The following is a 26,925-nucleotide window of genomic DNA, read 5'->3' as shown; positions in this document are numbered from 1 at the left end:
CCGAGGGAGGAGCTGACGCCATGACGACGCTCGACAGCCGCCTGGATCCCTTCGTACAGCGACACCCCTACCCGCTCGTCTTCATGACGGTGAGCGGCTCCCACATCTACGGCTTCCCGTCTCCGGACTCGGACTGGGACTTGCGGGGCGTGCACGTGCTGCCCGCGCGCGAGGTGGTGGGGCTCGACACGGGCCCGGAGACGGTGGAGCAGTCCACGCTGCACGAGGGCCTGGAGATGGACCTCGTCACCCACGACGTGTCCAAGTTCTTCGGGCTGCTGCTGCGCCGCAATGGCTACGTGCTGGAGCAGCTCTTCTCGCCGCTCGTGCTGCGCAGCTCTCCGGAGCACCAGGAGCTGAAGGCGCTGGCCAACGCCTGCATCACCCGCCACCACGCCCACCACTACCTGGGCTTCGCCGAGACGCAGTGGCGGCTCTTCGAGAAGGAGCGGCCGCGGCGCGTCAAGCCGCTGCTCTACGTGTACCGCGTGCTCCTCACGGGCATCCACCTGATGCGCACCGGCCGCGTGGAGCCGAACCTCGTCACCCTCAACGAGGGCTACCGCCTGCCGTACATCCACGAGCTCGTGCAGCGCAAGCTGGAGGGCTCGGAGAAGGGCACGCTGAAGGACGCGGACTTCGACTTCCACGAGCGGGAGTTCCACCGCCTGCGGGAGGAGCTGGAGCAGGCGCGGGACTCGAGCCAGCTGCCGAACGAGCCGAGCGGTCGGGCCGGGCTCCACGAGCTGCTGGTGCGCATCCGCCTGGCCACGGCGAAGTGAGGACCGCGGGCGCTCGCGCTCAGCGCCCGCCTTCGCGACGCGCGGCCACCACGAAGCGACGGGTGAAGCGAAAGGGGGTGCCACGCTCTGCCGCGGGGTAGTCCGCGCGGAGCAGCGGCCGGAGCGTGTCGAGGAAGGCCTGGCTCTCCTCGGGCCCGAGCGCCGCGAGCACCGGCCGCAGCGTGGTGCCCAGCAGCCACTGCAGCACCGCATCCTCTCCCGGCAGCACATGGAGGTAGGTGGTGTCCCAGGCGTCCACCGCGAGGCCCATTCCCGCCAGCCAGCCCTCGTACTGCTCGAGCGGCTCGGCCTGTCCGCGCCTCACGCCGGCCAGGGTGGCGGCGAAGCGCGGCAGGGCGCGCACCTCATCGATGCGCCGGTGCGAGGGAGCGTCGAAGTTGGCCGGAATCTGGAAGGCCAGCACGCCCCCGGGCGCGAGGAGCGACACCAGGCGGGACAGGAGCGCGGGGTGCTCCGGCAGCCAGTGGAGCGCCGCGTTGGAGAACAGCACGTCCACCGGCGCGGCGGGAGTCCAGCGCGCCAGGTCCGCCAGCTCGAAGCGCACCCGGTCCGGATGGGCGCGGCGGGTGGCCTCCGCCACCATGGCCTCGGAGGAGTCCACGCCGGTGACGCGAGCCGTGGGCCAGCGCTCGGCGAGCACGAGCGTGAGATCTCCCGTGCCGCAGCCCAGGTCCACCACCTGGGCGGGCGAGGAGGCCTCCACGCGGGCGAGCAGCTCGAAGAAGGGGCGCTTCCGCTCGTCACGGAAGCGCTCGTACTGCGCGGGATTCCACATGGCCCCTCCTCGATGTTCCTGCTGGGCCGTCTCAGCTCAAGGCTTGAGCTGGACGACGAAGAAGGTGAAGGTGGCCGTGGAGACGGAAGTCGCCCGCGTGAGGGTGATGGAGGAGCCGTCCGGGGCCAGGGTGGCCATGGCGCGCATGTCGCTGATGCCATCCACCCCCGTGTGCTTCCCCTCTCCATGGACCTGTCCCGAGGCCCACTGTCCGCCCGTGATGATCACCGTGCGGCTCGGATCGACCGAAGTGGGGAGCGTGACGGTCAAGGTGGGCTGGAGCGCAACGAGCTGCCGCGTGAGCGACTGGACGACAGTTCCCGCGGGGAACTCCACCACCTCCCAGGAGATGCTGGAGATGGGCACGCCCGCGCAGCTGGTCGCATCCCCCTCGCCTCGCGAGAAGGAGACCGTCGTCGCGTTGGTCAGCTCTCCACGCACCGCGCGATCGCAGTACTGCGTGCTCGGTCCTCCATAGATGTACGAGTAGAGGAGGAGCGACCGGCCCGGGACCACGGCAGGGAGGCTGGCCGTTGTGGTGGGCTGTCCGGCCGCCAGACTGGTCAATCCTCTCCGGACCGACGCCCCCGTGTAGCCGACCACCTGGAGGTTGTTCTTGTCGGAGCTCGCGGGGGAGCCACAGCCTCCCGTCTTCCGGATCTCGGCCTGGGTGCTCGAGGTCAACTCCGCGAGCCGGGGCACGTCGCTTGATTGATCGGCCCCCTTCCTCTGGCTGCTGAGCAACAGGAAGGTCCGCGTGCTGTCGAAGCCAGCGAGCGGTTCCGTGGTGGTGTTGCCGCCACAGTCAACCACCGGGTTATGGGTCGCCACGCCGTTGGGGAACTCCGCCACCCTCCAATGGATGCTGACGGGGTTGGTGCTGGTGCTGTCCCGATCGCAGGCCACCTCGTTGACGTTGTAGACGCGGCAACGAACGCTGGCTGCATCACTCCTCGTGTCCTGCGTGATGGCCTGGAAGGTCAGGAACATCCTGTTCCCGTCGGCCAGGGGAGGCGAGATGGGGCACTGGATGCTCATCTGGTTGTTGGCCAGCGGGCAGCTTCCGGTCCTGACCGTGGGGGTGATGTTGTTGTTGCTCTGGATCGCATCCGTGAGCCCTGGGGCGGAGGCCGTCAGCGCCAAGGCCAGGTTGGCATTGTTCCCCCCCTTGTAGCCCTTGAAGTAGAAGGTGGCCGTGCTCATCCCGGCGGGAATGGACACCTGGGTCGTCAGCGAGCTCGGGTTGCAGTCCGGCGCCGTGAAGAACTCCGCCGTCTCCGACGCGCTGAGGCTGACCGTGAGCGCGTCGACCGCGGGGTTGTCGTAGTCATCCTGGCTCTCCACCGTCCGAAGCGCACAGGTGCCGGCGAGCAGCGTCTGTCCCGCGGTCTTGAAGACCAGCTTCTTCGCGGTGGCTGGGCTGACGGTGTGGCCCTGCGTGCCGTTCGCGAGCCCGTTCCCTCCAGCCGTCAGCGTGACGTTCCGGGCTTTCCGAGGTCGGTAGGAGAAGCTCACGACGGATGGAGACGTCGGGATGGTGATGCTCGTGACCGCGCTGCCACCGCAGCCCGGGACCGCGAAGAACTCGAACTGATTATCCGTGGAGTCGCCAGGATCCGTGAGATTGACCGTCGTGGCGGAGTTGACGGGCGAAGCGTTCCCGTACTGGTCCACGGACTGGATGGTGACCGCGGCCGAGCAGGTCCCCGCCACCGTCGTCGCTGACGGCGTGACGAACCCCACCCTGCTGGCCACGAGCGCCGCGATGGTCGCGTTATGGGTGGCGGGCGTCAGTGCCCCCGAGGAGGCGGTGATGCCGAACGTCCCAGCCGCTGTTCCCTTGAAGTAGAAGTCGGCGGTGCCCGAGCCTCCCGCTGCGATGATGACCTGGCCCGCCGCACTGTTGCAGGAAGCATCGGTGTAGAAGCCGAAGCTGGTGGTGGGCGAAGCGCTGAGCGCAACCGTCAGGGGCGACGTCACGATCGTGGGATTGCCGTTCTCCCGCGTCTGGACCGTCATCTTCGCGCAGCTTCCTGCCGGCGCTGTCGACGGTGCCGTCGTGAAGGCGAGCTCCGTGGGCGGGATCGGGTCGATGGTCTCGACCTGGCTCGCACCGATCAGCGTGCCGCTCGCGGCATCGAGCGTCACGCTCCCGTAGGCGCTGCTCTTGAAGTAGAAGCTCGCGATGCTCTGGTTGGCTCCGACCGGGACGGTCGTCACCGCCTGCGTCGTGCAGCTCGCGTCCGTGTGGAAGGTCACGTTCCCGGTGGAGCTCGTCAGGGTGACCGTCGCGCCGGCGGCCACAGGCGAGGCATTGCCGTGGGTGTCCTGCACCTCCACGGTGGTGACGGCCGAGCAGATGCCCTTCACGATCTGCTGCGCTGGCGTCTTGAAGGCGAGCTTGTAGGGAACCTCCGGGCCCACCGTCACAGCCAGCGTCACCGGGGCGAACGCGCTGGTGCCGGTCACCGTCACGTTCCCGACCGTCGTCCCTCGCACGTAGAACGTCGCGGTGTTCTGGCCATTGCTGATGGTGACGTTGGAGCTCGCGTTGGAGCACCCACTGTTCGAGTAGAACCCGAAGCCCGCCGACGGACTCGCCGTGAGCGCCACCACCTGATTGCCCGTGACCGGCGCTGGATTGCCGAGAGCGTCCCGGGACTGCACGTCGACCTGCCGGCACTCACCCGCCTTCTTGCTCACGGAGGACGGCGTGAAATGCAGCGCGGTCGGCGCACCCGGGTCGAGGTTCGCGTTCTGGGTGCGGGTCACCGAGCCCAGGGACGCGGTCATCACCACGGCTCCCGAGCGGTTCCCCCGGAAGGAGAAGTTCGCGGCGCCACCCCCCGCAGGGATGGTCACCACCGACGTCGGGCTCCCGCTGCAGCCCGTGCCGGAGAAGAACTGGAAGGTGTCGGACGGAGAGGCCAGCAGCCCTATTTCCGTGTTCGCCTGCGCCTGGGCCGGATTGTTGTAGGCGTCCCGCAGCTGCACCGTCGTCACCGCGGAGCAGGTCCCCACCGGGATCCGCTGCTGGCCGGTGGTGAACTCGATCGAGGTGGGCGCCGCGGCGTTGATCGTCACGTTCAACGTGCCGGCAGTCAGGCTCCCAGACACCGCCCGGATGGTGGAGGCGCCAGCCTCGGTGCCTCGGAAGAACATGGTAGCCGAGCCCATGCCCTGGTTGATCGACACGGTCGAGCTGGCGGACGCACACCCCACGGTGCGGGAGAACGTCAGCGGCCTGCCGCTGGAGACGGACAGGCTGATGCTCGTGTTCGTCGTCGCCACCGTCGGATTGTTGTACGCGTCCAGCAACGAGAGCGTGAGCTGGGTCGCGTTGCAGTCACCCGCCGTCGCCGTCGAGGGACCGGTGAGGCTGACGATCGACGGAGGCCCCGCCCGGATGGTGTGGGACTGCGTGCTGCCCGTGAAGCCCGGGGACGTCGCGGTGACGTTCACACCCTGGGCTACCGTGCCCTTGAAATAGAACCCGATCGTGTTCTGCCCGTTGAGCAGGGAGACCGTCGACACGGGCGAACCGGTGCAGCCCGGGTTCGTGAAGAACTGGAAGCCCGTGCTCGGCGAGGCCGCGAGCGTGATCGTCGTGTCGGTCCCCACGGGCGCCGCGTTGCCCTGTGCATCCTGGCTCTGGACTCGCACCTGCGGCGAGCAGACTCCCGCCTCCGGCGTGTGCGAAGCCGTGACGAAGATCAGCCGGTTGCCGGGACCCGGATTCACCTGGACGCTCTGCGACGCCGTCGGCAGCCCGCTGAGCGTCGCCGAGACCGTCACGTTCCCGGTGGCCTGCCCCTGGAAGTAGAAGGAGGCTGTGCCTTCCTGCGCGGCGATGGTCGTGCTGGACGTGGACGCCGTGCACGCGGCATCCGTGTAGAAGGCGATGCTCCCGGCGGGATTCGATGCCAGGTTCACGGCGGTGGGCGTGGTGACGCGGGAGTCATTGCCGCTCGCGTCCTTCACCTGGACCGTGCCCCGCGTGCAGGAGCCGGCAGCCACGGTCGTCTCCTGCAGCGTCAGCGCGAGGTTGGTCGGTGGCCGGAAGCACGCGTTGGTGCCGCACTGGGTGGCCTCGCACCCTCGCTTGTTGTCGCAGTTGAAGTCTTCCTGGTCCGTGCACTGCTCGACGACACCCGGGTTCACCGACTGGATCGAGTCCTGGCAGTCGGCCCCGCCGTCCTCCGCGCTGACGTACCGATCGTTGTCCGTATCCCGTCCAGGGGTCAGCGACAGCGCCGGCGCCTCGGTGACCGCCCCCTCCACGAAGGAGGCCCTCACCGTCACGAACGCGCCGTTGGGCGTGCGCGCCTCGGTGTCGTTCTCGCAGTCCCCATCCTGGTAGGGCCGCGCGGCGATCTCCACGTCCGTCGGCAGCGAGCCCTTGAAGATGGCGACCTTCAGCTCGTTCTTGCCCTTCCGAGGTACCCAGTCCTTGACGGTGCTAGCCGGGTTCGCTGGATCCCGAACCTCGAGCAGGACGCAGGAGGCCTGAACCGTGGGGTCGAGCACCACTCTGGCTTGGATCGCATCGCGCTCGTACTTGTCACTCTTGCAAGCCGAGAGTGCGACCAGCAGCGCCACGAGGCTGAGCTTCTTCACTTCGGAAACCTCGGATACAGGGTAGAGCCCCCATGCTAGCACGCTGGGGCTCTACCTCATCGCCAGCGGCCGCCAGGCGGCCGGCCACCGCGGGGGTATGGGCCTCCATGCCCCCTCCCTGGCTGCCTGCTCTCCGAGGAGTTGCTGCTCCAAACGTTCAGGGACGCGCCCCGAGCTGCCGGACCTGGAAGTCATCGAACCAGACGCCCGCGATGGGCGTCTCCAGTCCCGCGAGCCCCGGCCCGCCGAGCGCCGAGTTGCTGGCGTCCACCACCGTGAGCCGCACCTGCCCATCCACCGAGGCGGTGAGCTCCACCGGCCCCGAGCCGCGCGCGGACAGGGTCAGCGTCATGGGCCCGTGGGCGGAGGAGAGGCCGCTGCTGGCCTCCCCCAGCACGGTGACGCGGCTGCCGACCTCCCGCCGGATCTGGATCCGCCCGTTGGAGCGGGACACGAGCGTATAGCGCGCGCTGCCCTGGGCTCGCAGGAAGACGCCCGCCTCCGCGTCGGCGAAGTGCCGCAGCCGCGCCTCCACCTGACAGTCCCTGCAGCTCGAGCGCGACGCGAGCGCCAGCTCCTCGCCATCGCGATCGCTCACCGCGCGCGTCCCGTCCGAGTACCAGAGCCCCTCCACCGTCCACCCCTCTCCCAGCCCGCGCGAGGTGGTGCGCGAGAAGTCATCCGAGAAGACGCTGGCTCCTGGAGGCGGCTCCTCGGGGCCCTGGCCGCCTCCGTCGTCGCCGGAGGAGCCGTCGTCACCCGCTCCCGTGGCCAGCATCACCCGCGAGAGATACCCCCGGGAGCTGGCGTCGCGCGCATCGCCGTAGAAGCAGGGCACCTCGCGAGTCCCCGCGGGCAGCACGTCCACGGCGTTGAGGTAGCCCTTGAAGGTGGAGCTCGAGTCCAGCACCACGGGCGCGCTGAACGCGCCGTCGCGCAGCACTCGCGCCCGCAGCTCGTAGCGCCGGTTGGGCTCGCGCATGCGGTTGTAGAAGACATAGAGCGTGTCGCCGATGCGCGTGGTAGCCGCCTGCATGGCCCAGTCGCGCGAGTCCTCCAGCAGCGTGCGAGCCCCGAAGGTGTTGCCGTCGAAGTGGCGGTAGTAGAGGCGCTCCTGCTCGTCCTTGTAGACGAAGTGCATGCCGCCGTGGCCATCCTCCACGGCGCTGAGCGCGGCGCCGTGGTAGATGCCATCGGAGAAGGCCTGGCGGACCGAGCCCCAGGTGTCCAGCGGATCGCTGTCCCGGCGGATGCGCATGCGCGCGGGCTCGAAGCCATCATGCATGCCGTAGACGAAGATCAGCTTCGAGCCGACGGCCAGCAGCCGACCGCCGCCGCGGCGGCGCACCCGGTCCAGGTCCGGCTGACGCTGGAAGCTAGAGCCGCCGTTCGTGGAGACGGCCACTACCGCGGTGGAGCGTCCATCCTGCTCGAGGCGGAAGGCCTGGATCCACAGCCGGCCCTGCGAGTCCCTGGCGAGCAGCGCCCGGGAGTAGGCGGTGCGATCATCGGTCGCATCGAAGACGCGGACGGCCGGCTCGGGGCGCCAGGTGTCGCCGCTGGCCTGGTAGCGCCACCACTGGAACCAGACGTCGTGCCGGTGCGATGGCCCCAGCGTGGACGACTCGTAGGAGTAGACGAGCGCCACGTCCCTGCCGACGACGACCAGCTCGGCCCGGTCATGGTGGCTGGCGTCGGGTTGGATGGGCGCGAGGAAGCGGAAGGTGCGCGTACCGTCATCCGAGCGGTACAGCGAGAGACCTCGGCCCTCGGAGCCTGCCTGCTGGAGGGCGAGCAGCCAGACAGGTGCTCGGCTGCCTCCCATGTCGATGCGTACGATGTGCCGCTGCGCCGGCAGGGTGAGCGCATTGCCCCCCGAGACCGGCATGACCGGGCTCCCGCTCGCGAGCACCGCCGCGAGCAGGGCCGCTGAAGCCCCTATCATCTCCGTCCCCCTCCCCCTTCGAATCCCTCAGGGAAGCTAAGACTGGAGGGCTGGAGAGGAAACCAGGGTGTGACGGGGGAACTGCACTCCGGGGTAGGCACCGCCTCGGAGCGGGTGTCCGCGGGTGCACGCTCGGCAGGCCAGGGCGTGCACCTGGGGAAGGACTACGGCGTGCCAGCGTCGGTCGGGCCCGGAGTGCCAGCGTCGGTGGGGCCGGTGGTGGTGGTGGCGCGACCGCCCGTGCGCTCGATGCGAGGCGGCGGGTTGATGAGGACGAGGGAGCGGAGGAACTCGTCCGCGGCGGGAGCACCGATGCTGGGGTTGTAGAGGGTCAGCATGGTGTAGAGGCGGGGCCCGACGAGGTAGATGCGCGACTTCACCTCACCGCTGTCGGAGGCGATGGTGAACGCCTTGCCGGGGTAGGCGTCGTTGATGGTGATGTTCTCCTCGTTGAGGAGCTTGCCCTTGAGCTGGGCGACCATGCCGTCGCGACCCTCATTGAGGAAGGCCTCGGGGGCGCGGGAGGCGACGGTCTTGGTGGGGTACTCGAAGAAGCTGAGGGAGTAGATGACACCCTCGACGTTGCCGTTCCACGCGGCGGTGGAGATCTCACCATTCTTGGAGGGGATCTTGTTGCGGACCGCCTGGGGAGGATTGCCCGGCATCTTGGCGGTGAAGCCCTCCTCGGGGCCACCGAAGGCGTTGAGCTGGGGAATGGGAGCCGAGGAGGCGGGGGCGGGAGCCGGGGTGGGAGCCTCGGCGGTAGCCTGCTGATCGCCCGTTCCGCCCTCGGTGGGCAGTTCCTCGACGGTGGACGAGCCACCGGCCTCGGAGGGCTGGCCCTGCTGGGTGGTCGCGCAGGCAGCGGCGATCAGGGAGAGGACGGAGAAGGCGGCAATGAGACGAGACTTCAGGGACATGTACGCTCCCTCTGTGAAACGGGTGGAACAGGGTCGCCGACCCTAGACGAGTCTGGAGCCCCTGACTACCGCTCAATGAAGGCTCCGCGCGGTACTTGCCACGGAGCCGAGGGACCGGGCCTTACTGGCAATTGGGCATAGGAGTGGCCGGGTTGCCGGTGTTGCGCGCGTCGTGCTGGTACTTGGGCCAGGCGGCCGCATCCCGCGTGAGGCCCGGGCTGTCCACGATGATGGCGTGGAGTGTTCCTCCAGATGGCACGTAGAGCGTCCCGGGCATGTTAGGTACGACCGCGCCGGAAACGTTTCTTGCGCAATCGAGCCCCACCGACCCGCTGATGGGCGCTCCACCCAGCACGACCGACCAACGCGCACTGAAGTCGTTCACAGACCAAGCCGATACAACGCTTGAAGAACTCGGTGCCGTATACAGCACACCATCAGCCCCCAGCGCCGGGGCATATTTCAACACCCCGACATTAGGAATCGTGGGAGTGGTGACTGTCTGACCGGGCAAGTCATACTTCTTGAGGTCACCTTGGGTGGAGCCGGTGTCTTGACCGTAGAAGAGATTGGTTCCGCCGGTTCCGATGATGGGACTCCATACGCGCCCTACCCCTGTACCGTTCAGCAGCGTAGCGTTCAGGCTCCCTGTGACAGGAACAGAGTAGAGGCCTCCTTGCCCAGGGAGAGAACCCGCTGCACTGCCTATGAGGCTGTCACCCGTCAAAGCCAGACCATAGACCGCATGAGCACCGGCGGATGCCGTCCAATTCAAGGCGTTGCCGCCAAAGGTATAGCTGACGATCGAGGCTGTAGCCGCCGTCGGGTAGAAGAAGTTTGTTCCACTCGCCACCAGCGAGCCATCCTGAATCGTCTCAGGAATCGCGAAGGTTGAACTGGAGGGAATACATTGCGAGAGCCCTGATGCGTCAGGTCGCACAGCCCAGATTTGAGTGGTCGCACCGCTATTGACGACGGCTACGCCCGACTCGAATCGGTTCGGCGCAGTTCCAGTCATCGCGACAGCAATGGCGCCCTGGATCGGACCATCGAGTTCAGCAGTGCCACTGGGGCAGCGCACCCGCGATCCCCCCCCCACACTAGAGAGTGCGTGGAGCACAGCCTTGTTGTTCATGGCATTGGTCGCCACATAGACGGACTCCACTCCGCCATCGGAAGCCCCTACGGCCAGGCTGGCCACGGAGCCACCCGGTGTCACTTCCCATGCCTTCGTACCCTCGGGAGTGAGCGCCAATACCTTGCCGTCGGAGGTGCCGATGTAGACGGACCCTCTCTCGCCAATGGCAGGGCTGGTCCTGATGGTGCCGGAAAGACCGCTGACAGCCCACTTCCAGCGCGTCACATTGACCTGGGGCGACGCCGGAGACGTCGTCCCCACATTCCCAGCGAGATCATTGCCCTGAACCTCCAAGGCCATGGAACCGCGGAATGTATTGAAGGTCGGCTCCCAGAGATTCAAGAGAGCCTCTCCGCAGAAGACAGCGGTGCACCCCTGGGTCACTGGAGTCACGGAAACCGAAGGCGTGGCGACTCCATCCGTCCCCCTCAAGGATACCCTCAGGGAGTTCGTATCCAGGTTCGCCTCGTTGGTCTGGATCTCCACGCGCACCTGCTGATCGCGCTTCCAGAGGTTGGTCAGGCTGCCCGCATCGGGGTCCGCGTACGTTGTGCCCCCGTCCGACACGCCCGTGGGCGCGGGCGGCACGGAGACATTGAACGTCGGCGGTACCGCATCCACTCTCACAATCGCGATGTCCGCCAGCCCGGCATCCTCTTCTCGGTGCTCGACACGCACGGTGACGTTGGCCTCCACTGCCGGCGGTGTCCAGACGGCGGTGTAGGTACCGGCGTCGTCGTGGCCGTAGTTCGCAAACGCTCCAGCTACGCTACCGCCGCTCTGCTGCGCGGTGAACTCCAGCTCAGGGGGAAAGCGGGTGTCGGCCCGATAGGCCTCCTTGACGTTGAGTCGGGCCACCACCTGCACGGGCCCAGCATCCAACAGGGCGTTGTCGGCAGGCGTCTCGATGGTCAGTGAATCGAATCGAGCTACGCAACCTCTCCGGGTGCAGACCTGATAGTCGGGACACAAAGGGGAGCATTCGCTTGGATCGACCGGTGGCTCGGTGTCAGACGAGTAACAGAGCCCCAGCTCTATGTTGCATGCCCCGCCCTCGCCGCAGTTCGCGTCCGAAGTACACTCTCTACCCTCGAGTTTCGTGCATCCGGCCAGCGTCGCGAGCAGCACCCCCACGCCGAGGAGTTTGCGCAGCATCAGAGACCTCCCAAACCTTTTGACGGCCCTGTTGCGGTGGATAGCATGCACCTCCTGCTCACGGAAGGTTGCGGACTCCCCTTCCACCCGCTGTTACCCGCTCGACTGATTGCCGCTCGACGCGCCGACCGTCGCTGCCACTGAAGAGGGATTCCTCATGGTGAACCGCCTCTCCCGATACGGCCTCCTGCTGGCGCTCTCCGTGGCCATCCTCTCACCCACGGCCCGTGCCCAGGCTCCGCAACGGGAGCGCATTGCGCTTCACCCGTGCGTCATCACCGGAGGCAAGAAGGCCGATACATCCGAGCTGGAGGCCATCTGCGCCACCGCCGCCGTCCGCGAGACGATGAACCTCGTGCCCTCTCCGGACGTCCGCGCCTTCCTCGAGAAGGAGCGTGGCTCGTGCGCGAAGGTCAAGAACCGCAACGCATGTCTCGGACGGCTTGCTGCCGCCACCAAGGCCACTCGCACCCTCTACATCACCGTCAACCCCTTCACCCCCAAGTCCACGCGCATCACCGGCCTCGTGGTCGATGACACCGGCAAGAAGGTCGAGGAGCGGCCTCTCGAGCTACCCCGCATTCCCAACCAGCCACCGCGCGACGTCGTCCGCTTCGCCGTCTTGGCGCTCCTCGACCAGCTCGACGTGGCGAAGGCGCCTCCACTGGAAGTCCTCCCTACGCCCATGCCTGGGACGCCGGTCGAGCCCGAGCCCCCGCCGGTCGTCGCTCAGCCTGCTCCCGCGCCTGCCCCGCCTCCCATCGCCACTGTGAAGCAGGAGGCTCCTCAAGGGCCCACCTGGAAGACCCCGGTGGGCATCACCAGCATGGCCGTGGGCGGAGCCGGGCTCGTCGCCTCGGGCGTCCTTGTCTTCCTCGCCGACTCGGATGCCAGGAAGTTCAACGACGCCTTCGACGGTCGCCTCCCGGCGAGTGACGAACTGCCCGGGCTGGTTGAGCGCAAGGACGGTTACTACGCCAATCGCAGGTGGGCCGCTATCAGCGCAAGCGCGGGAGCAGCCCTCGCCATCGGCGGCGCCATCCTCTGGCTCACGGACGCCCCCTCCTCGCCCAAGGAGGCCTCCTCCAACAAGGCCGGCTCCGCCACCCTCCTCGTAGGCCCGAGCCACGTCGGCGTGCGCGTCCTGCTGCCGTAAACTGAGTCCGACGCGGCGCCGTGCTCGGAACAGCCGCGCCTACTCGCCCAGGTACGCCTTGCGCACCTCGGGGCTCTCCAGCAGCGCCTTGCCCTTGCCGGCCATCGCCACCTCGCCCGTCTCCAGCACGTACCCGTAGTGGGCCATGCTCAGCGCTAGGTGCGCGTTCTGCTCCACCAGCAGGATGCTCATCCCCGTGGCGTTCACGTCCTTCAGCGTCCGGAAGATCGTCTCCGTCACCTGCGGCGCCAGCCCCAGCGAGGGCTCGTCCAGCAGCAGCAGCCTCGGCCGGCTCAGCAGCGCTCGCGCGATCGCCAGCATCTGCTGCTCACCGCCCGAGAGCGTCCCCGCCATCTGCTTGCGCCGCTCCTTCAATACCGGAAACAGCCCGAAGCTCTTCTCCTGGTCCGCCTCGATCCCCGCCGTGTCCCGCCGCAGGTACGCCCCCAGGTCCAGGTTCTCCTGCACCGTGAGGTTGGGGAAGATGCCTCGCCCCTCCGGCGCATGCGCCATGCCGCGCGACACCAGCTGGTGCGCCTTCACCCCGGTGATGTTCTGCCCACCGAAGGTGATACGCCCGGCGCTCGGCTTCAGCATCCCGCTCACCGCTCGCAGCGTGCTCGTCTTGCCCGCCCCGTTCGCTCCAATGAGCGCCACCACCTCGCCCTTGCCCACCGAGAGCCCCACGCCCTTGAGCGCCTGGATGGCCCCGTAGTGGACCTTCAGCCCCTCCACCGCCAGCAACGGCTCACGCGGGTCGCGATCTCCCAGCGTCTTCACCGCCTCGCTCACGGGGCCCCTCCGTGCGTCTCCAGGTAGTTGTCTCCCAGGTACGCCTCGATCACCTTCCGGTCGCTGCGCACCTGCTCGGGCGCGCCCCGCGCGATCGTCTCTCCATGGTCCAGCACGGTGATCTTCTCGCAGATGCCCATCACCAGCTTCATGTCGTGCTCGATGACCAGGATGCCCAGCGAGAACTCATCCCTCAGCTTGCGGATGAGCACCATCAGGTCCGCCTTCTCGCGGGTGTTCATCCCCGCCGCGGGCTCGTCCAGCAGCAGCACCTTGGGCCGAGTCCCCAGCGCCCGAGCAATCTCCAGCCGCCGCTGCTCGCCGTAGGGCAGGTTGCGCGCCTCCTCGTCCCGGCGGTGCGACAGCCCCATCACCTCCAGCAGGTGCTCGGCCTGCTCGGTGATGCGGCGCTCCTCGGCCTGGAAGCGCGGCGTCAGCAGCAGGGACTTCCACCAGCCCACCAGCAGCAGGGTCCGCCAGTTGGCCACCAGCAGCGCCAGCATCCGCGCCGAGAGGCCACCCCGCGCCAGATCCATGGCCGCCCCGGCCAGCAGGCTCCCCGTCACCCCATGCGCCGCGGCATCGGAGAGCGCCTCGGCCCGACACGCCACCTTCACGTTGTCCAGCGCCGTCAGCGCCCGGAACAGGCGGATGTTCTGGAAGGTCCGCGCCAGCCCCAGGTGGTTGATCTGGTGGGGCTTGAGCTTGTTGACCCGCGTCCCCCCGACCCGCACCTCGCCGCGCGTGGGCTTGTAGACGCCCGTGAGCACGTTGAAGGCCGTCGTCTTCCCCGCACCGTTGGGGCCGATGAGCCCCTGCAAATCTCCCTTGCGGATGGTGAGGTGGAAGTCCGACAGGGCGCGCAGGCCTCCGAACTCGATGCTCACCCCCTCCGCCTTGAGCAGGGGAGCGTCGGCCAGCTGCTGCGGCGTGAGCTCGGGACTGGCGCTCATGCCAGCCCCTTCCGCCGCCGGGGAATCCACCTGGGCAGCACGTCCCAGATCTCCCGCGTCCCGAACAGCCCTTGCGGCCGCAGCAGCATCAGCACCACCAGCAGCAGGCCGTACACCGGCATGCGGATCTGATCCACCTTCTGCGCCAGACTGCCCTCGGCGCCCATGGCGTTGAAGGCCGAGCGCAGCGCCTCCGGCAGGAGCGTGAGGAAGATCGCCGCCACGATGGCTCCCGTGGTGGAGCCCAGCCCGCCCAGCACCACCATCACCACCACCTCCATCGACTTCACGAAGGTGAAGGAGCCCGGGTTGATGATGGGGACGAAGTGGGCGAACAGCCCGCCGGCGATGCCCGCGAAGAACGAGGAGACGACGAAGGCCCGCACCTTGTAGCCCGTGGTGTCCACGCCCATCGCCTCGGCGGCCACCTCGTCCTCACGGATGGCCCACAGGCTGCGCCCATGGCTCGAGCCCGCCAGGCGCCGCGCCACCAGCACCACCAGGAACACCCAGAGGCCCACCATGAAGAGGCCCCCCGTCTGGGGGATGCCCGACAGGCCCAGCGAGCGACCGAAGGCCTCCGTGTTCTGCACCACGACGCGGATGATCTCCCCGAAGCCCAGCGTGACGATGGCCAGGTAGTCCCCGCGCAGCCGCAGGCTGGGCAGGCCCACCAGGAAGCCGCACACCGCCGCGACGATGCCGCCCACGACCAGGGCCCCCACCAGGAGGATCTGATCGCTCACCGCCACCGGCAGGCCCGAGATGGCGATGTCCTTGAGCAGCAGCGAGAACAGCCCCGCCACGTAGGCCCCCACCGCCATGAAGCCCGCGTGGCCGATGGAGAACTGCCCCGTCATCCCGTTCACGATGTTCAGGCTCACCGCGAGGACGATGTTCACCCCCATGATGGACAGCAGGTACGTGGCGAACGGCGAGCCGGACAGCGCCCACTCGAAGAGCGCCACCACCGGCAGCGCCACCAGCACCGGCAGCACGCCCCGGAGCCCCGAAGGGATGGGAGAGGTCGCGCTCGGAGGGACGGAGGATTCCATGCGGCGCCTACACCTTCTCCGCCGCGACCCGGCCGAACAGGCCGCCCGGCTTCACGAGCAGCACGATGATGAGGATGCCGAAGGCCACCGCGTCACGCCAGGTGCTCGCCGCGTAGCCCACCACGAACTCCTCCACCAGCCCCAGCATCAGCGCGCCCACCACCGCCCCGGGCACATGGCCGATGCCGCCAATCACCGCCGCCACGAACGCCTTGAGCCCCACGTACAGCCCCATCAGCGGGCTCACCGACGTGTCCTTGATGGCGTACAGCAGCCCCGCGCCCGCGGCCAGCCCGCTGCCGATCATGAACGTCACCGCGATGACCCGGTCCGTCGGGATGCCCATCAGCGCCGCCACCCGGTGGTCGAAGGACACCGCCCGCATCGCCCGCCCGAAGCGCGTCTTGAACACCAGCCACTGCAGCCCCACCATCAGCCCCACGGCGATGAGCAGGGACATCACCTGCCAGTTCCACACCACCACGTCCCGGTCGCCGAGGATGAGCCACTCGGTGGGGACGATGATCTCCGGGAAGGCGCGGGGCGCCGCGCCCGGCAGGAAGCCGATGTCCAGCTGGAAGCCGTACGAGAGCGCGAACGAGATGCCAATCGCGGTGATGAGCGCCGTCAGCCGCGGCTTCTCGCGCAGCGGCCGGTAGGCGAAGCGCTCGATGAGGAAGCCCATCAGCGCGCAGCCCGCCATGGCCACCAGGAAGATGGCCACCACGCCCAGGAACGTCTTCTGCTGCTGCCGGCCGAGCGTGTAGGCGGTGGCGTAGCCCATGTACACGCCCACCATCATCACGTCGCCGTGGGCGAAGTTGATGAGCTTCAGCACGCCGTACACCATCGTGTAGCCCAGCGCGACCAGCGCGTAGATGGTGCCGGTGGCCAGGCCGTTGATGAGGTGCTGGATGAGTTGAGACAGCATTTACGGGCTGACCGTGGTGACGTACTCCGTCTTGCCATCGCCCACCTTGAGGACGACCGCGGGCTTCACCGCGTTGCGCTTCTCGTCCAGGGTGATGGCGCCAGCGATGCCCGGGAAGTCCTTCGTCTGGGCGATGGCATCCCGGATCGCCTTGCCAGAGGTGTCCGGCGCCTTCTTCAGCGCGTCGATGGCCACCTTCGCCGCGTCATACGCCAGCGCCGCCAGCGCGTCCGGCACGCTGCCGTAGGCGGCCTTGTAGTCCGCCACGAACTTCTGGATGCGCGCCTCCGGGTTGTCCGGCGAGTAGTGGTTGGAGAAGTAGCTGCCCTGGATGGCGGTGCCGCCCAGCTCGTAGAGCTTCTCCGAGTCCCAGCCGTCGCCGCCCAGCAGCGGCACCTTCAGCCCCAGCTCGCGCGCCTGGCGGGCAATCACGCCCACCTCGCTGTAGTAGCCGGGCACGTAGATGGCCTCCGGCTGCGTCTTCTTGATGGCCGTCAGCTGCGCGCGGTAGTCCGTGTCGCCCTGGCTATAGCTCTCCGTGCCGGTGATCTTCCCGCCCATCTCGGTGAACTTGCGGGTGAACACGTCCGTCAGGCCGATGGAGTAGGCGCTCTTGTTGTCCTGGAGCACCGCCACCTTGGAGAACTTCAGGTTCTCGCGGGCGAACTTCGCCATCACGAAGCCCTGGAACGGGTCGATGAAGCAGACGCGGAAGATGAAGTCGCCCTTCTCCGTCACCGAGGGGTTGGTGGAGGACGGGGTGATCATCGGCACCCCGGCCGCCTGGGCCTTCTCCGCCATGGCCAGCGAGTTCGAGGAGGCCACGTCCCCCAGGATGATGACCACCTTGTCCTGGGTGATGAGGCGGGTGACGGCCTGGGCGGCCTCCTCGGGCTTGCCCTGGTCGTCATACACGCGCATCTCCAGCTTCTTGCCCTTCACGCCGTCGGCGGCGTTGGCCTCCTTGATGGCCATGTCGATGCCATTGCGCGTGGAGATGCCGAAGGTGGCCTGCCCGCCGGTGAGGCTGGTGGCCACACCCAGCAGGAGGGTGTTGGCCTCGCCAGGAGGCGTCGGAGTCGCGGAGGGAGCGCCCGGCGCGGGCGTCGCGGGGGCGGCGGTGCCTCCCTGGCCCTGAGCGGCCTGCTTGCTCGTGTCCGTTTCGGTGGACGTGGGCTGCGTCTTCTTCTCGCAGCCGGCCACCATCATGGCGAGCGCGGCCAGCAGCATCGGAGCAAAACGTCGCATGCGAAGCCTCCCGTCAGCGGATAAAGCTCCGGTCTTCTAGGAGAGCCCGCCATGTGGGTCAAGCGCGCAGCCAGGGCGCCCGACCGCTTTTTACTGCCGGGCCGTGCTTCGCGGCTTCAGGAGTGCAGTCCGTCCACGGGCCCCTCGTGGAGCACCTCGCCCCGCTCCTCCACCTCCGCCGTCTCCCGGCGGACCGTGGTGCGCACGGTGCGCAGTTCCTCCTGGGCCGCCTTGGACACCCGCACCTCCTGCCAGACCTGGGTGCTCTTGGTGAACTCCACCCGCTCCTCCCGGAGGGGGATGACGAAGGAGACCTCCTCGAAGGGCGCCGCGCCCCCCGGCACCGGAGTGCCCTCCAAGGACCGGGCGTGCGCCTCGTCCGTCACGGGGAGCCGCTCCACCACCAGCTCCTCGCGGCGCACCGGGATGCTGAAGTGCCTCACCTCCGTGCGGACGACCTTGTGGATGCGCAGCTGGCCCACCTCTCGGACGACGGTGCGTGGATGGGGCTCCTCGTGCGCCAGCTCGACGACGAGCTCCTGGGGCGCTCCGAACGTCCCCAGGGAGACGACCTCCTCGTGCTCCCGCTTCTTGAGCCAGGGGCCGGGGATCATCTCGTCCCGGGTCCGCCGCAGGCGCACCTCGGATCCGCGCACCTCCGCCACATCCTCGTAGCGGGCGGTGAAGTCCCTGGGCAGCAGCAGCCCCTTCTCGATGACGAAGGTGTCCTCGCCGGCGCGCACCACCGTGCCCAGCCGCTCGCCGTCCGCGGTGCGGACCACCATCCCTTCGCGCACATCCCGCTCCATCGCGTCCCCCTTCAGGCATCCAGGCCTCGAGCGCCTTCCTCAGGAGGCCGAGCCCACGGCCTCTCTCAGGAGCCAGTGCCGCTCGCGCCCGCTGGGCCCCCTGCGTGGCTCGGGCGCATCCTCCTGGGGAGGCTCGAGCCGCATCGTCCGCTCCCGCGGTGCGTGCTCCTCCAGGGGGACGGGCTCGACCTGGCGGAGCGAGGGCCGCTCCCCCGGCCGCCGCGCGAGCCCCCCTCCCACCAGCGCCCCCAGCAGGCCGGCAACCGCCCCCACGGTCGCCGGATGGGCCGGGGCCCTCCTCCCCCCAGCCATCCCCAGGAGCAGCATGGGCACTCCGAGGCCCGCCAGCCCGCCCACGAGCGCCTCCCTCCAGCGGTCGCGAGCTCTCCTCTGCTTGCTCTTCATGTGCAGCCACCCCCTGAAGTGGGCCGCTTTCGCGCAGCGAACATTTGGATGGGAGCCCTCCACGGTAAGCCCGGGCCCGGGGCCCACGCTCCGCCCCCCGAGCGGGAGGCGACCGGCCGTGGGCCCTTGAAGGGAGGGCAAGGGCACCAACGTGCCGCCGAACGGTGATCCGGGAAGGGCTGTCGCGCACACGATGAGCCCCCAGTTTCGAGGGGAGTCGGGGTGGTGCCGGACAGGGCGCGGCTCCCGACTTCTCGGACACCTGGCGTCATCGGACCGGTGCGAGTGCATCGGCCGGTCGCCACCCACGACGGGGGAGAGCCATGTATCAGCGCAGCGACATCAAAGAGGGAATGACGGTCCGCAGCATCGACGGCGAGAAGCTCGGCCGCGTCTTCGCGGTGCAGGACGGCGAGTTCCTGATCGAGAAGGGGCTCTTCTTCCCGAAGGACTATGTCTGCCGCTACGAGGAGATCAGCGACATCCGCGACGGGGAGATCATCCTCCTCCATGGGAAGGAGGGGCTGCACCGCTTCTCGCTCGGGGAGGACCGGGGCGTGCTGGCCGGGACGGGCGGAGGAGCGGGCGTGGGGCCGGGCACGGTGGGCGTACCCGCCGAGCGGAGCACGGGCCTGGGACTGGGCGCGGACACCGCGGGGCTGACGGCGAACGCGTCGGCGGCGGGCGTCGAGAGGCCCATGGTGGGCAGGGACGAGGTGGCCGTGCCCGTCTACAAGGAGGAGCTGGACGTCACCAAGCGCGAGCGGCAGGCCGGCGAGGTGCGCGTCCACAAGGACGTCATCGAGGAGGAGAAGGAGCTGTCCGTCCCGGTGAAGCGCGAGCGCGTCCGGGTGGAGCGCCGGGACGTGAAGGATCGGCCGGCGATGCACGCCTCCTTCCAGGAGGAGACGGTGGTGGTGCCGCTGCGCGCCGAGGAGGTGGAGGTGCGGAAGCGCGCGGTGGTGGATGAGGAGGTCATCATCCGCAAGGACGCCATCGAGGAGGAGCAGCGCGTGGCGGAGACGGTGCGCCACGAGAAGGTGGACATCCGCAGTGACGGGGAGGTGGAGGGGTCTCGCAAGCTGGATCTGACTCCGGATGATCCCACGCTGCGCCGCTCCTGAGCGCGACAGCAGGCGGAGGCCCCCGAGCGCCGGTGAGCACCGCCGGCGCTCGGCTCGTGAGGGAGCCCGCGCGAGGGCTCAGCGCTGGGGCTTCACCGGACCGCGGACCTGTGTCTGGCCCGCCTTGGACTTCTCATCGGAGGTGCGGTCCAGCCGGGCCAGCTCGCGCAGCCGGTCCGGGAAGTTCCCGGCCATCAGCCGGGCCAGCTCCGCGTCCTTGGCGGGAGGCACCACCTCCATGAGCCGCTCGGCCATCTCCTGGGCGCTGCGGAAGCGCTCACCGGGGCTCTTGGCCAGCGCCACCGCCATCACGTCCCACAGCGGCTTGGGGATGCGCTCGGGCCGGCGCAGCTGCTCGTCGCAGATGGCGTACATGCTGGCCAGCTCATCGCCCTTGTCGAAGGCGCGCTTGCCCGTGAGGGCCTCGTAGAGGATGAGCCCCAGGGCGAACAGATCGCTGCGCGCATCCAGCCGCTCGCCGCGCGCCTGCTCGGGAGACATGTAGAGGGGCTTGCCCTTGACGATGCCGGGCAGCGTCACCGTGCGCTGCATGCGCGCCTTGGCCACGCCGAAGTCCAGCACCTTCACCCGCCCGTCGAAGCCCACCATGAGGTTGTGCGGGGACATGTCCCGGTGCACCAGGAGGAGCGGCGCCCCGTCCTCGCCTCGCAGCGTGTGCGCCGCATGCAGCCCGAGCAGCCCCTGCGCCACCACTGCCACCGCCATGGCCGGCGGCAGCGGAGCCTTCAGCGCCTTGAGCAGCCGGTCCAGGTCCACGCCCCGCACCAGCTCCATGGCGATGTAGTACGCGCCCTGCGCCTCGCCGATGTCGTAGACGGTGACGAGGTTGGGGTGGGACAGGCGCAGGCCGATGCGCGCCTCATCCAGGAACTGCTGCACGATGACGGGGTCGGTGGCCAGGTGCGGGAGGATGCGCTTGAGGGCCACCAGCCGTCCCAGGCCCTCGGGCCCTCGGGCGCGCGCCACCAGCACCTGCGCCATGCCGCCCGTGCCCAGCGGCGTCACCACCTCGTAGCGGCCGATGCGGCCCCGCCCCACGGGGGTCGCGTCCTCGTCCACGGCCAGCTCGTCCAGCCGATCCAGCGCGCTGCGCCCGTCCGTGAGCGCCAGGAAGCCCAGCACCGCCGAGTCGAGCTGCTCGCCGATGGCCTCCACCAGCTTCATCACCAGCCGCCCGCCGTCCTCGAAGCGCCCCTCCACCACCAGCCCCAGCGAGCCCAGCTGCAGCTTGCCGAGCGTGAGCTGCGTGCAGAAGAGCATCCGCCCGCCGTCCAGCCGCCGCGGCCCCGTCCACTTCACCGCCTCGAAGACGTCCACGCCCAGCTCGCCCAGCACCCGGGTCAGCACCGGGTGCTGCGTGCCCCGGAGGGACACGAAGCCCGCCACCGCGTGCACCATCCTGGCGCACTGGGTGAGGAACACGTCCAGCCCGGTGTCGAGGTCCAGCCCTCGCTCGAAGCAGTCTTCGAGGATGTCGTCCGTCAGCCGTTGGACGGACACCAGGCCCCGCAGGAAGGCGACCTCGGCCTCGAGTGATGGGAACTCCACGGGGCCCATTGAACACCGGGAGGCCCCATCGCGGGAAGGCCCCCGTTCGGTCTCCAGCGGTCAGGAGAGTGGAAGCTCCAGCGTGGCGACGGCTCCCTTGCCGGTCCCCTCACTCTCCAGCGTCAGCCGTCCTCCCAGCATCTGCGCCGCCAGCGCGCTCGAGTGCAGCCCGAACCCGTGTCCGTCCTTGCGCGTCGTGAACCCGTGCGTGAACAGGTTCTCCCTCGCCTCTGGCGCGATCCCCATCCCGTCGTCCTCCACCTGGATCTGGACGTGCTGGCCCTCCACCCTCAGCCTCACCGTCATGAGACGCTCTCCCTCGGGTGAGCCATCCATCGCGTACTTCGCGTTGCTCAGCAGGTTGATGAGAATCTGCAGCACCTTGTGCTTGTCCACCTTCAGCCTCGGCACCGGTGCGAGCTCCTTGTGCACCGTCACCCCGTGCCGCTGCAGCGCCGCCATCTGGATCCTCAGCGCATCCTCGACCAGCTGACCCAGGTCGCACTCCTCCGTCATCAGCGACGTCTTCGCGTACGTCTGCTGCACCTGGACGATGGCCCGGATGTGCTCGATGTGCCGCCCCATCGCATCCATGTCCTCCACCAGCCGCGTCTGCTGGGCCACCAGCTCGTCGGCCAGCCTCGCCAGGTACTCCGGCAGGTGCCCTCCTCTCGCGCCTGGCGCCAGGAAGCTCGACAGCTCCTGCCGGTGCTCCAGCAGCAGACCTGTCGCCTGCTTCAGCTTGCCCAGTCTCGATGCTCCCACCGCCCGCTGCATCATCTCCAGGTTGATGACGGCGCTGGTCAGCACGTTGCCCACGTTGTGCAGCACGTTGGAGGCCACCTCCGCCATTCCCACCGAACGCGCCGTGTCCACCAGCCTCGCCTGCGCCTGCTTCAGCTCCCGCGTGCGCTCCTCCACCCGCTGCTCCAGCTCGTCATTGGCCTGCCTCAGCTCCTGCCGCGCCCGCTGCACGTCCGCGTACAGCCTCGCGTTCTCGATGGAGATGGCCGCCTGCGAGGCGATGTGCCCCAGCAGCGCCAGCCGCGCCGGGCTGAACGCGTTGGTCGCCAGGTTGTTCTCCAGGTACAGCGCCCCGGTGAACTGCTCCTGCCTCATCAGCGGCAGGCACAGCACCGACCGCGCTCCGCTTCGCACCAGGTACTCGTCCCCCGAGAAGGGATGCGGCCTCGTGGCATCTCCGATGAGCACGTGCTCCCGCGTCCGCCTCACATAGGACAGGATCGTCCACGGCAGCTCCCCGCGAGCGCCGCCGTCGGCGGATGGCAGCTCCACGCTGCCCGAAGAGGCGGTGGCGGTGGCTACCACCGAGAGCGTGTCCCCACTCGGCAGCAGGAGCACTCCGCGTTGCGCGCCCGCGTTCTCGATGGCCGCTCTCACCAGCGTGGTCACCAGCCGCTCCAGGATGATCTCCCCGGAGATGGCCTGCTGCGCCTTCACCACCGTCAGCGCGTCGATCCGCGTCGAGTCCGTGCTGCTGGTCTGGGTCTCCGCCGAGGATACCGGAGCGGGCCCCAGGTTCGGCCACAAGGAGTCCAGCTGCTGCACCTTGGCGAGCGCCCCCCATTGCAGGTACGCCGCCCGGGCCTCGCGCGCGAAGGTGTGCGCGACGATGGGTGACCGCCTCGAGCGCCAGAAGTTCGCCGCCAGCTCGCTGGCCAGCCCCAGGTACTGGGGAGTCCCACCCGCGCGGGCTACCTGGATGGCCTCCTCGTAGGCGCGCGACGCTTCATCCGGCCGCCCCTCCAGACGGGCCAGCTCTCCGAACACCACCCGCTCCCCCGCGCGGCTGCTCTCGGGGGAATGCTCCGCCCACTCCGCCAGATGCTCGCGGTGCTGGCGGATCTCGCTCAGGGACCGCGCCTGCTGCTCCGGCGTGAGCTCCTCGAAGAGCGCGGCCAGCGTGAGCGCGCGGTAGAGGTGGTAATCCCTCAACCGGAGGGTGGTGTGCATGGACCAGAGGAACTCGCCCGCCTTCTCCGCCGCCCGCCGCGCCTCTGGGTAGTCCCCTGCCACGAAGCGCGCCTCGAGCTTGTGGGTCCAGTAGCTGCCTTGCGTGGTGCTCATCCGCCTGGACGTGAGCGTCGCCTCGTACTCCTTCTCGTCGAAGCCCTCGGATGTGAGCGAACCGAACGCGCTCGACTCTCCCCTCAGGTTCCGGACCACGGCCTGCGCGATGCGCAGCCCATCCATGGCGTCAAAGACGCCCACCTTGCGCACGAAGTCCATGCGCGTGATGGCCTCCTGGAGGACGTCCCCCAGGTCGTGCCCCATCGAGATCCGGTTGCCCACGAGCGAGGAGGCGAAGTAGCAGGCCCAGTAGAGCTCACCTGACTGGAGCGAGTGCTGGAAGCCCGCCAGGGTGATCTCCTGAACGGTGGACAGCGGCGCCGTCCAGAAGCTGATGCCCTGCAGGGCCAGGACGACCCGGCTCCGGTAGGCCTCCAGCTCGTAGCGCTCCACGAGCGAACGCGCGAGCACCACCCAGGCCTGGCCCTCCCGGTATTGCTTGAACAAGGCAACCGACAGCTCGCCGAACCAGGCGAAGCCCACCACCGCATCGGCCACGAAGCCATGCTGCAAGGAGAGCGCGACCATGCGGCTCAGGACGATGGTGAGCAGCGCATTGTCGGTGACGTAGGCCTTCGGAAAGAGCACGGCCAGGGCGCGCATCCTCACCTGCGTCTCCGGGTCGGTCATCCGCGGCAGCTCGATGAGGCTGTCGATGGGGCGCGCGCCCAGCAACCGCCTCACCTCTTCCTGGGCCGCCGACGCCTCCTGCCACGTCGGATGCGCGGCCATGGGCATGCCCAGCCTCTCCACGCACTCCAGCATGGTGGAGGTGGCGGAGGGGATGTCCCCTGTCGACATGAAGCAGTCCGCCAGCAGGCAGTAGGCCTCCGTCATGTCCCCAGGCTCGCGAGCCCGGGAGCGAAGCTCCTCCACCAGCACGCGCGCCCCCTGGAGGTTGCCACTCACCATGTCGCACTGGGCGCGCCCCATCCGCGCCTGGAAGGCCAGCGCGTAGTCCGTGTCCCAGGGGTCTCCGGGGATGAGCGCGAAGGCCGCCGTGAAGTAGCTGATGGCGGGACGCAGCGCCACCGACGCCCGGGCCTGCCTTCCCGCCTCGGCGTTCAGCCGGGCCAGGCGGTGGCGCTCGGCGGGCTCCTCGATGAGGTCCACGCCCGCGTTGAGCTGACTGACCACCTCGAAGAGACTCTCGCGCAGCTGCTCCGGCGACAGGCTCTCCAGCATCAGCCGGCCAATCCTCAAATGGAGGGCCTTGCGCTCCTGCTCCGAGATGAGGGCGTGGGCCGCCTGCTGGATGCGGTCATGCAGGAAGCGATACTGCTCCGAGCCCGCGCGCATCAGCAGGCCCTCCCGCAGCGCGGGCTCCAGCCCCTGCTCCACCTCCACCGTCGCCTCCCGCGCCGAGAGGGTGCCCAGCATGGGGAGCATGAAGCTGTTGCCCACGCAGGCCGCGACTTGCAGCAGCTGCTGGGTGACGGCGGGCAGCTGGCGCAGCTTGCCCACCATGAAGTCCACCACGTTGTCCGAGTACGCTCGCGCCTTCACCCCTTCGGGGCTCCAGCGCCACCCGCCCTCGGGGGTGCGCACCAGCAGGCCGTCCTGGTTGAGCGTCTCCATGAACTGCAGCAGGAAGAAGGGATTGCCGCCCGTCTTCTCGTGCACCAGCGCCGACAGCGGGATGATCAGCTCCTCTCCGGCGCCGGGCAGCGTGTCCCCCACCAGCTGCTCCACCTGCCTCAGGCTCAGCGGCTCCAGCCGGATGTCGGTGATGCGCGCTCCGGCCTTGCGCACCTCCTCCAGCACCGACACCAGCGGGTGCGACGAGCTCACCTCGTTGTCCCGGTACGCGCCAATCCAAAGCACCGGCGGCGTCTCCTTCTGGGACAGCAGCTGCTCGATGAGCTTCAGGCTGGCCAGGTCCGCCCACTGCAGATCATCCAGGAACACCACCAGCGGGTGCTCGGGGCGGGCGAAGACGCCCAGGAACTGCCGGACCACCCGCCGGAAGCGGTGCTGCGCATCGCTGACAGAGAGCTCCGGCAGCGGCGGCTGTGGGCCCACCAGCACCTCCAGCTGCGGCACCAGCTCCACCAGCACCCGCCCGTGCCCCTCCCACGCCTCGTTGAGCCGGCTGCGCCACTGGGCCAGCGCCTCCTCGGTCCCCGCCAGCAGCTGCTGCACCAGCCCGCGAATGGCCTGCGCCAGGGTGGCGTAGGGCACATCCCGCTGGAACTGGTCGAACTTGCCGGTGAGGAAGAAGCTGCGCCGCTGCACCACCGGCTTGTGCAGCTCGTGCACCACCGACGACTTGCCAATCCCCGAATAGCCACTCACCAGGAACAGCTCCGGCCGGGCGCTCGTCACCACCCGCTCGAAGCCCTGGAGCAGGGAGGAGACCTGCTCCTCACGGCCATACAGCCGCTGCGGCAGCTGGAAGCGGTTGGGTGCATCATGCTCGCCGGGGACGAACGGGCTCGGAGCGCCCTGCCCCAGCTCGTCCCGGCACCGCAGCAGGTCCGCCCTCAGCCCCTCGGCGCTCTGGTAGCGCTCCTCGGCGGTCTTCGCCATCAGCTTCATCACGATGGCCGACAGCGCGGCAGACACCTTCTCGTTCAGCTCGTGCGGCGGCCGGGGCGTCTGCGCCATGTGCGCGTGGAACCACTCCAGCGCGTCCTTGCCCTGGAACGGCCGCTGGCCCGTGAGCAGCTCGTACAGCGTGACGCCCAACGAGTAGAAGTCCGTGCGGTAGTCCACCGCCCGGTTCATCCGCCCCGTCTGCTCCGGCGACATGTACGCCAGCGTCCCCTCGATGAGGTGCCCGGGGGACGCCGCCAGGTGCTCCACCTTCTGCAGCGTGGCCACTCCGAAATCGATCAGCCTCGCCTCTCCGCTCGGCTCGAGGATGATGTTGGAGGGCTTGATGTCCTTGTGGATGACGTTGCGGTTGTGGATCTCCGCCAGCGTGCTGGCCAGCGACAGCGCCACGCTCAGGAAGAGCGTGACTTCCAGGGGCCGGCCCACCACCTCCGAGAGCGTCTCGCCCTGCACCCGCTCCAGCAACAGCACGGGCCGCTCGTGGATGCTCTCGCACGCAAAGGGCCGCGCCACTCCCTTCACGTCCCTCAGCCGCTGGAGGATGCTGAACTCGCGCTGGTAGCGCTCACGCTCGCGCGGGCCCGGGGAAGGCGCCATCGGCGTCTTGATGATGACGGGCAGGCCATCCGCCTCGCGCATTGCATGGAAGAGCGCGTTGGAGCCTGTGGCCCTGATCGTCCCAAGAACCCTGTAGCCCGGGATGTCCAACATGAGTGAGTGCTCCTGAGAGAAGCGCCACCGGCGCTCGTGACCGATTGCGCCAACCCTCAGAAGCGTACTCGCTTATTTTTGAACATTCCCTGTACGCCGGGACGCCTGCCTGTAGGCCTCGGGGCGCCGAGGCCCCGAAACAAGCGTGAAACAGGGAAAACACAAGCAACGG

Annotated in this window: 17 protein-coding genes; 3 read left to right on the top strand and 14 right to left on the bottom strand. The window is 68.8% G+C overall.

What is annotated here, in order from left to right; genetic code table 11:
• The first annotated feature begins 20 nt into the window (after positions 1-20).
• Positions 21-782, top strand: a complete 762-nt coding sequence (locus KY572_RS30780) for a nucleotidyltransferase domain-containing protein (protein ID WP_224247080.1) — start codon at positions 21-23, stop codon at positions 780-782.
• 19 nt (positions 783-801) lie between these two features.
• Here the strand turns inward: KY572_RS30780 and KY572_RS30775 are convergent, their stop codons facing one another.
• From KY572_RS30775 to KY572_RS30755, 5 genes are all read right to left on the bottom strand, one after another.
• Positions 802-1,578 carry a methyltransferase domain-containing protein gene (locus tag KY572_RS30775; protein ID WP_224247078.1) on the bottom strand — a complete coding sequence of 259 codons (777 nt, stop codon included), beginning with the start codon at positions 1,576-1,578 and terminating at the stop codon, positions 802-804.
• Between the two features lie 36 nt (positions 1,579-1,614).
• The gene (locus KY572_RS30770; RefSeq protein WP_224247076.1) at positions 1,615-6,195 is read right to left on the bottom strand and encodes a hypothetical protein; all 4,581 of its coding nucleotides are present in this window, start codon (positions 6,193-6,195) and stop codon (positions 1,615-1,617) included.
• Between the two features lie 157 nt (positions 6,196-6,352).
• Positions 6,353-8,140 (bottom strand): hypothetical protein, encoded by a 1,788-nt coding sequence (locus tag KY572_RS30765; RefSeq protein ID WP_224247074.1) that lies wholly within the window; start codon positions 8,138-8,140, stop codon positions 6,353-6,355.
• Between the two features lie 164 nt (positions 8,141-8,304).
• A complete protein-coding gene (locus KY572_RS30760) occupies positions 8,305-9,060 on the bottom strand; it encodes a hypothetical protein (protein ID WP_224247072.1) in 756 nt (251 codons plus the stop codon).
• A 121-nt stretch (positions 9,061-9,181) separates the two neighbouring features.
• Positions 9,182-11,353: a PQQ-binding-like beta-propeller repeat protein gene (locus KY572_RS30755; RefSeq protein ID WP_224247070.1), complete on the bottom strand. Its 2,172-nt coding sequence runs from the start codon at positions 11,351-11,353 to the stop codon at positions 9,182-9,184.
• A gap of 157 nt (positions 11,354-11,510) precedes the next feature.
• Between KY572_RS30755 and KY572_RS30750 the strand changes: the two genes are divergently transcribed.
• Complete coding sequence (locus tag KY572_RS30750; protein ID WP_224247068.1) at positions 11,511-12,509, top strand: hypothetical protein; 999 nt, start codon at positions 11,511-11,513, stop codon at positions 12,507-12,509.
• Positions 12,510-12,548: 39 nt separating this feature from the next.
• Here the strand turns inward: KY572_RS30750 and KY572_RS30745 are convergent, their stop codons facing one another.
• From KY572_RS30745 to KY572_RS30715, 7 genes are all read right to left on the bottom strand, one after another.
• The gene (locus KY572_RS30745; protein ID WP_224247067.1) at positions 12,549-13,301 is read right to left on the bottom strand and encodes an ABC transporter ATP-binding protein; all 753 of its coding nucleotides are present in this window, start codon (positions 13,299-13,301) and stop codon (positions 12,549-12,551) included.
• Positions 13,298-14,254, bottom strand: coding sequence for an ABC transporter ATP-binding protein (locus KY572_RS30740; protein ID WP_224247066.1), 957 nt, complete (start codon positions 14,252-14,254; stop codon positions 13,298-13,300). The genes KY572_RS30745 and KY572_RS30740 overlap by 4 nt, the downstream gene beginning before the upstream one ends.
• The gene (locus KY572_RS30735; protein WP_224247064.1) at positions 14,251-15,309 is read right to left on the bottom strand and encodes a branched-chain amino acid ABC transporter permease; all 1,059 of its coding nucleotides are present in this window, start codon (positions 15,307-15,309) and stop codon (positions 14,251-14,253) included. Before KY572_RS30735 ends, KY572_RS30740 begins: the two co-directional genes overlap by 4 nt.
• Positions 15,310-15,316: 7 nt before the next feature.
• Positions 15,317-16,237 carry a branched-chain amino acid ABC transporter permease gene (locus tag KY572_RS30730; protein ID WP_263452151.1) on the bottom strand — a complete coding sequence of 307 codons (921 nt, stop codon included), beginning with the start codon at positions 16,235-16,237 and terminating at the stop codon, positions 15,317-15,319.
• A 3-nt stretch (positions 16,238-16,240) separates the two neighbouring features.
• Entirely contained in the window at positions 16,241-17,488 is a 1,248-nt protein-coding gene (locus tag KY572_RS30725; RefSeq protein WP_224247060.1) for an ABC transporter substrate-binding protein, read from the bottom strand.
• A 116-nt stretch (positions 17,489-17,604) separates the two neighbouring features.
• The gene (locus tag KY572_RS30720) at positions 17,605-18,285 is read right to left on the bottom strand and encodes a YsnF/AvaK domain-containing protein (RefSeq protein ID WP_224247058.1); all 681 of its coding nucleotides are present in this window, start codon (positions 18,283-18,285) and stop codon (positions 17,605-17,607) included.
• Between the two features lie 51 nt (positions 18,286-18,336).
• Positions 18,337-18,702: a hypothetical protein gene (locus KY572_RS30715; RefSeq protein ID WP_224247057.1), complete on the bottom strand. Its 366-nt coding sequence runs from the start codon at positions 18,700-18,702 to the stop codon at positions 18,337-18,339.
• Positions 18,703-19,055: 353 nt separating this feature from the next.
• Between KY572_RS30715 and KY572_RS30710 the strand changes: the two genes are divergently transcribed.
• Positions 19,056-19,826, top strand: a complete 771-nt coding sequence (locus KY572_RS30710; protein ID WP_224247055.1) for a YsnF/AvaK domain-containing protein — start codon at positions 19,056-19,058, stop codon at positions 19,824-19,826.
• 78 nt (positions 19,827-19,904) lie between these two features.
• Here the strand turns inward: KY572_RS30710 and KY572_RS30705 are convergent, their stop codons facing one another.
• The gene (locus KY572_RS30705; RefSeq protein ID WP_224247053.1) at positions 19,905-21,404 is read right to left on the bottom strand and encodes a serine/threonine-protein kinase; all 1,500 of its coding nucleotides are present in this window, start codon (positions 21,402-21,404) and stop codon (positions 19,905-19,907) included.
• A gap of 51 nt (positions 21,405-21,455) precedes the next feature.
• Positions 21,456-26,753, bottom strand: coding sequence for a trifunctional serine/threonine-protein kinase/ATP-binding protein/sensor histidine kinase (locus KY572_RS30700; protein WP_224247051.1), 5,298 nt, complete (start codon positions 26,751-26,753; stop codon positions 21,456-21,458).
• Positions 26,754-26,925: the final 172 nt, after the last annotated feature.

It is taken from the genome of Hyalangium gracile, assembly GCF_020103725.1.
GTDB lineage: Bacteria > Myxococcota > Myxococcia > Myxococcales > Myxococcaceae > Hyalangium > Hyalangium gracile.
This window is presented reverse-complemented; position numbering and strand designations above follow the sequence as displayed.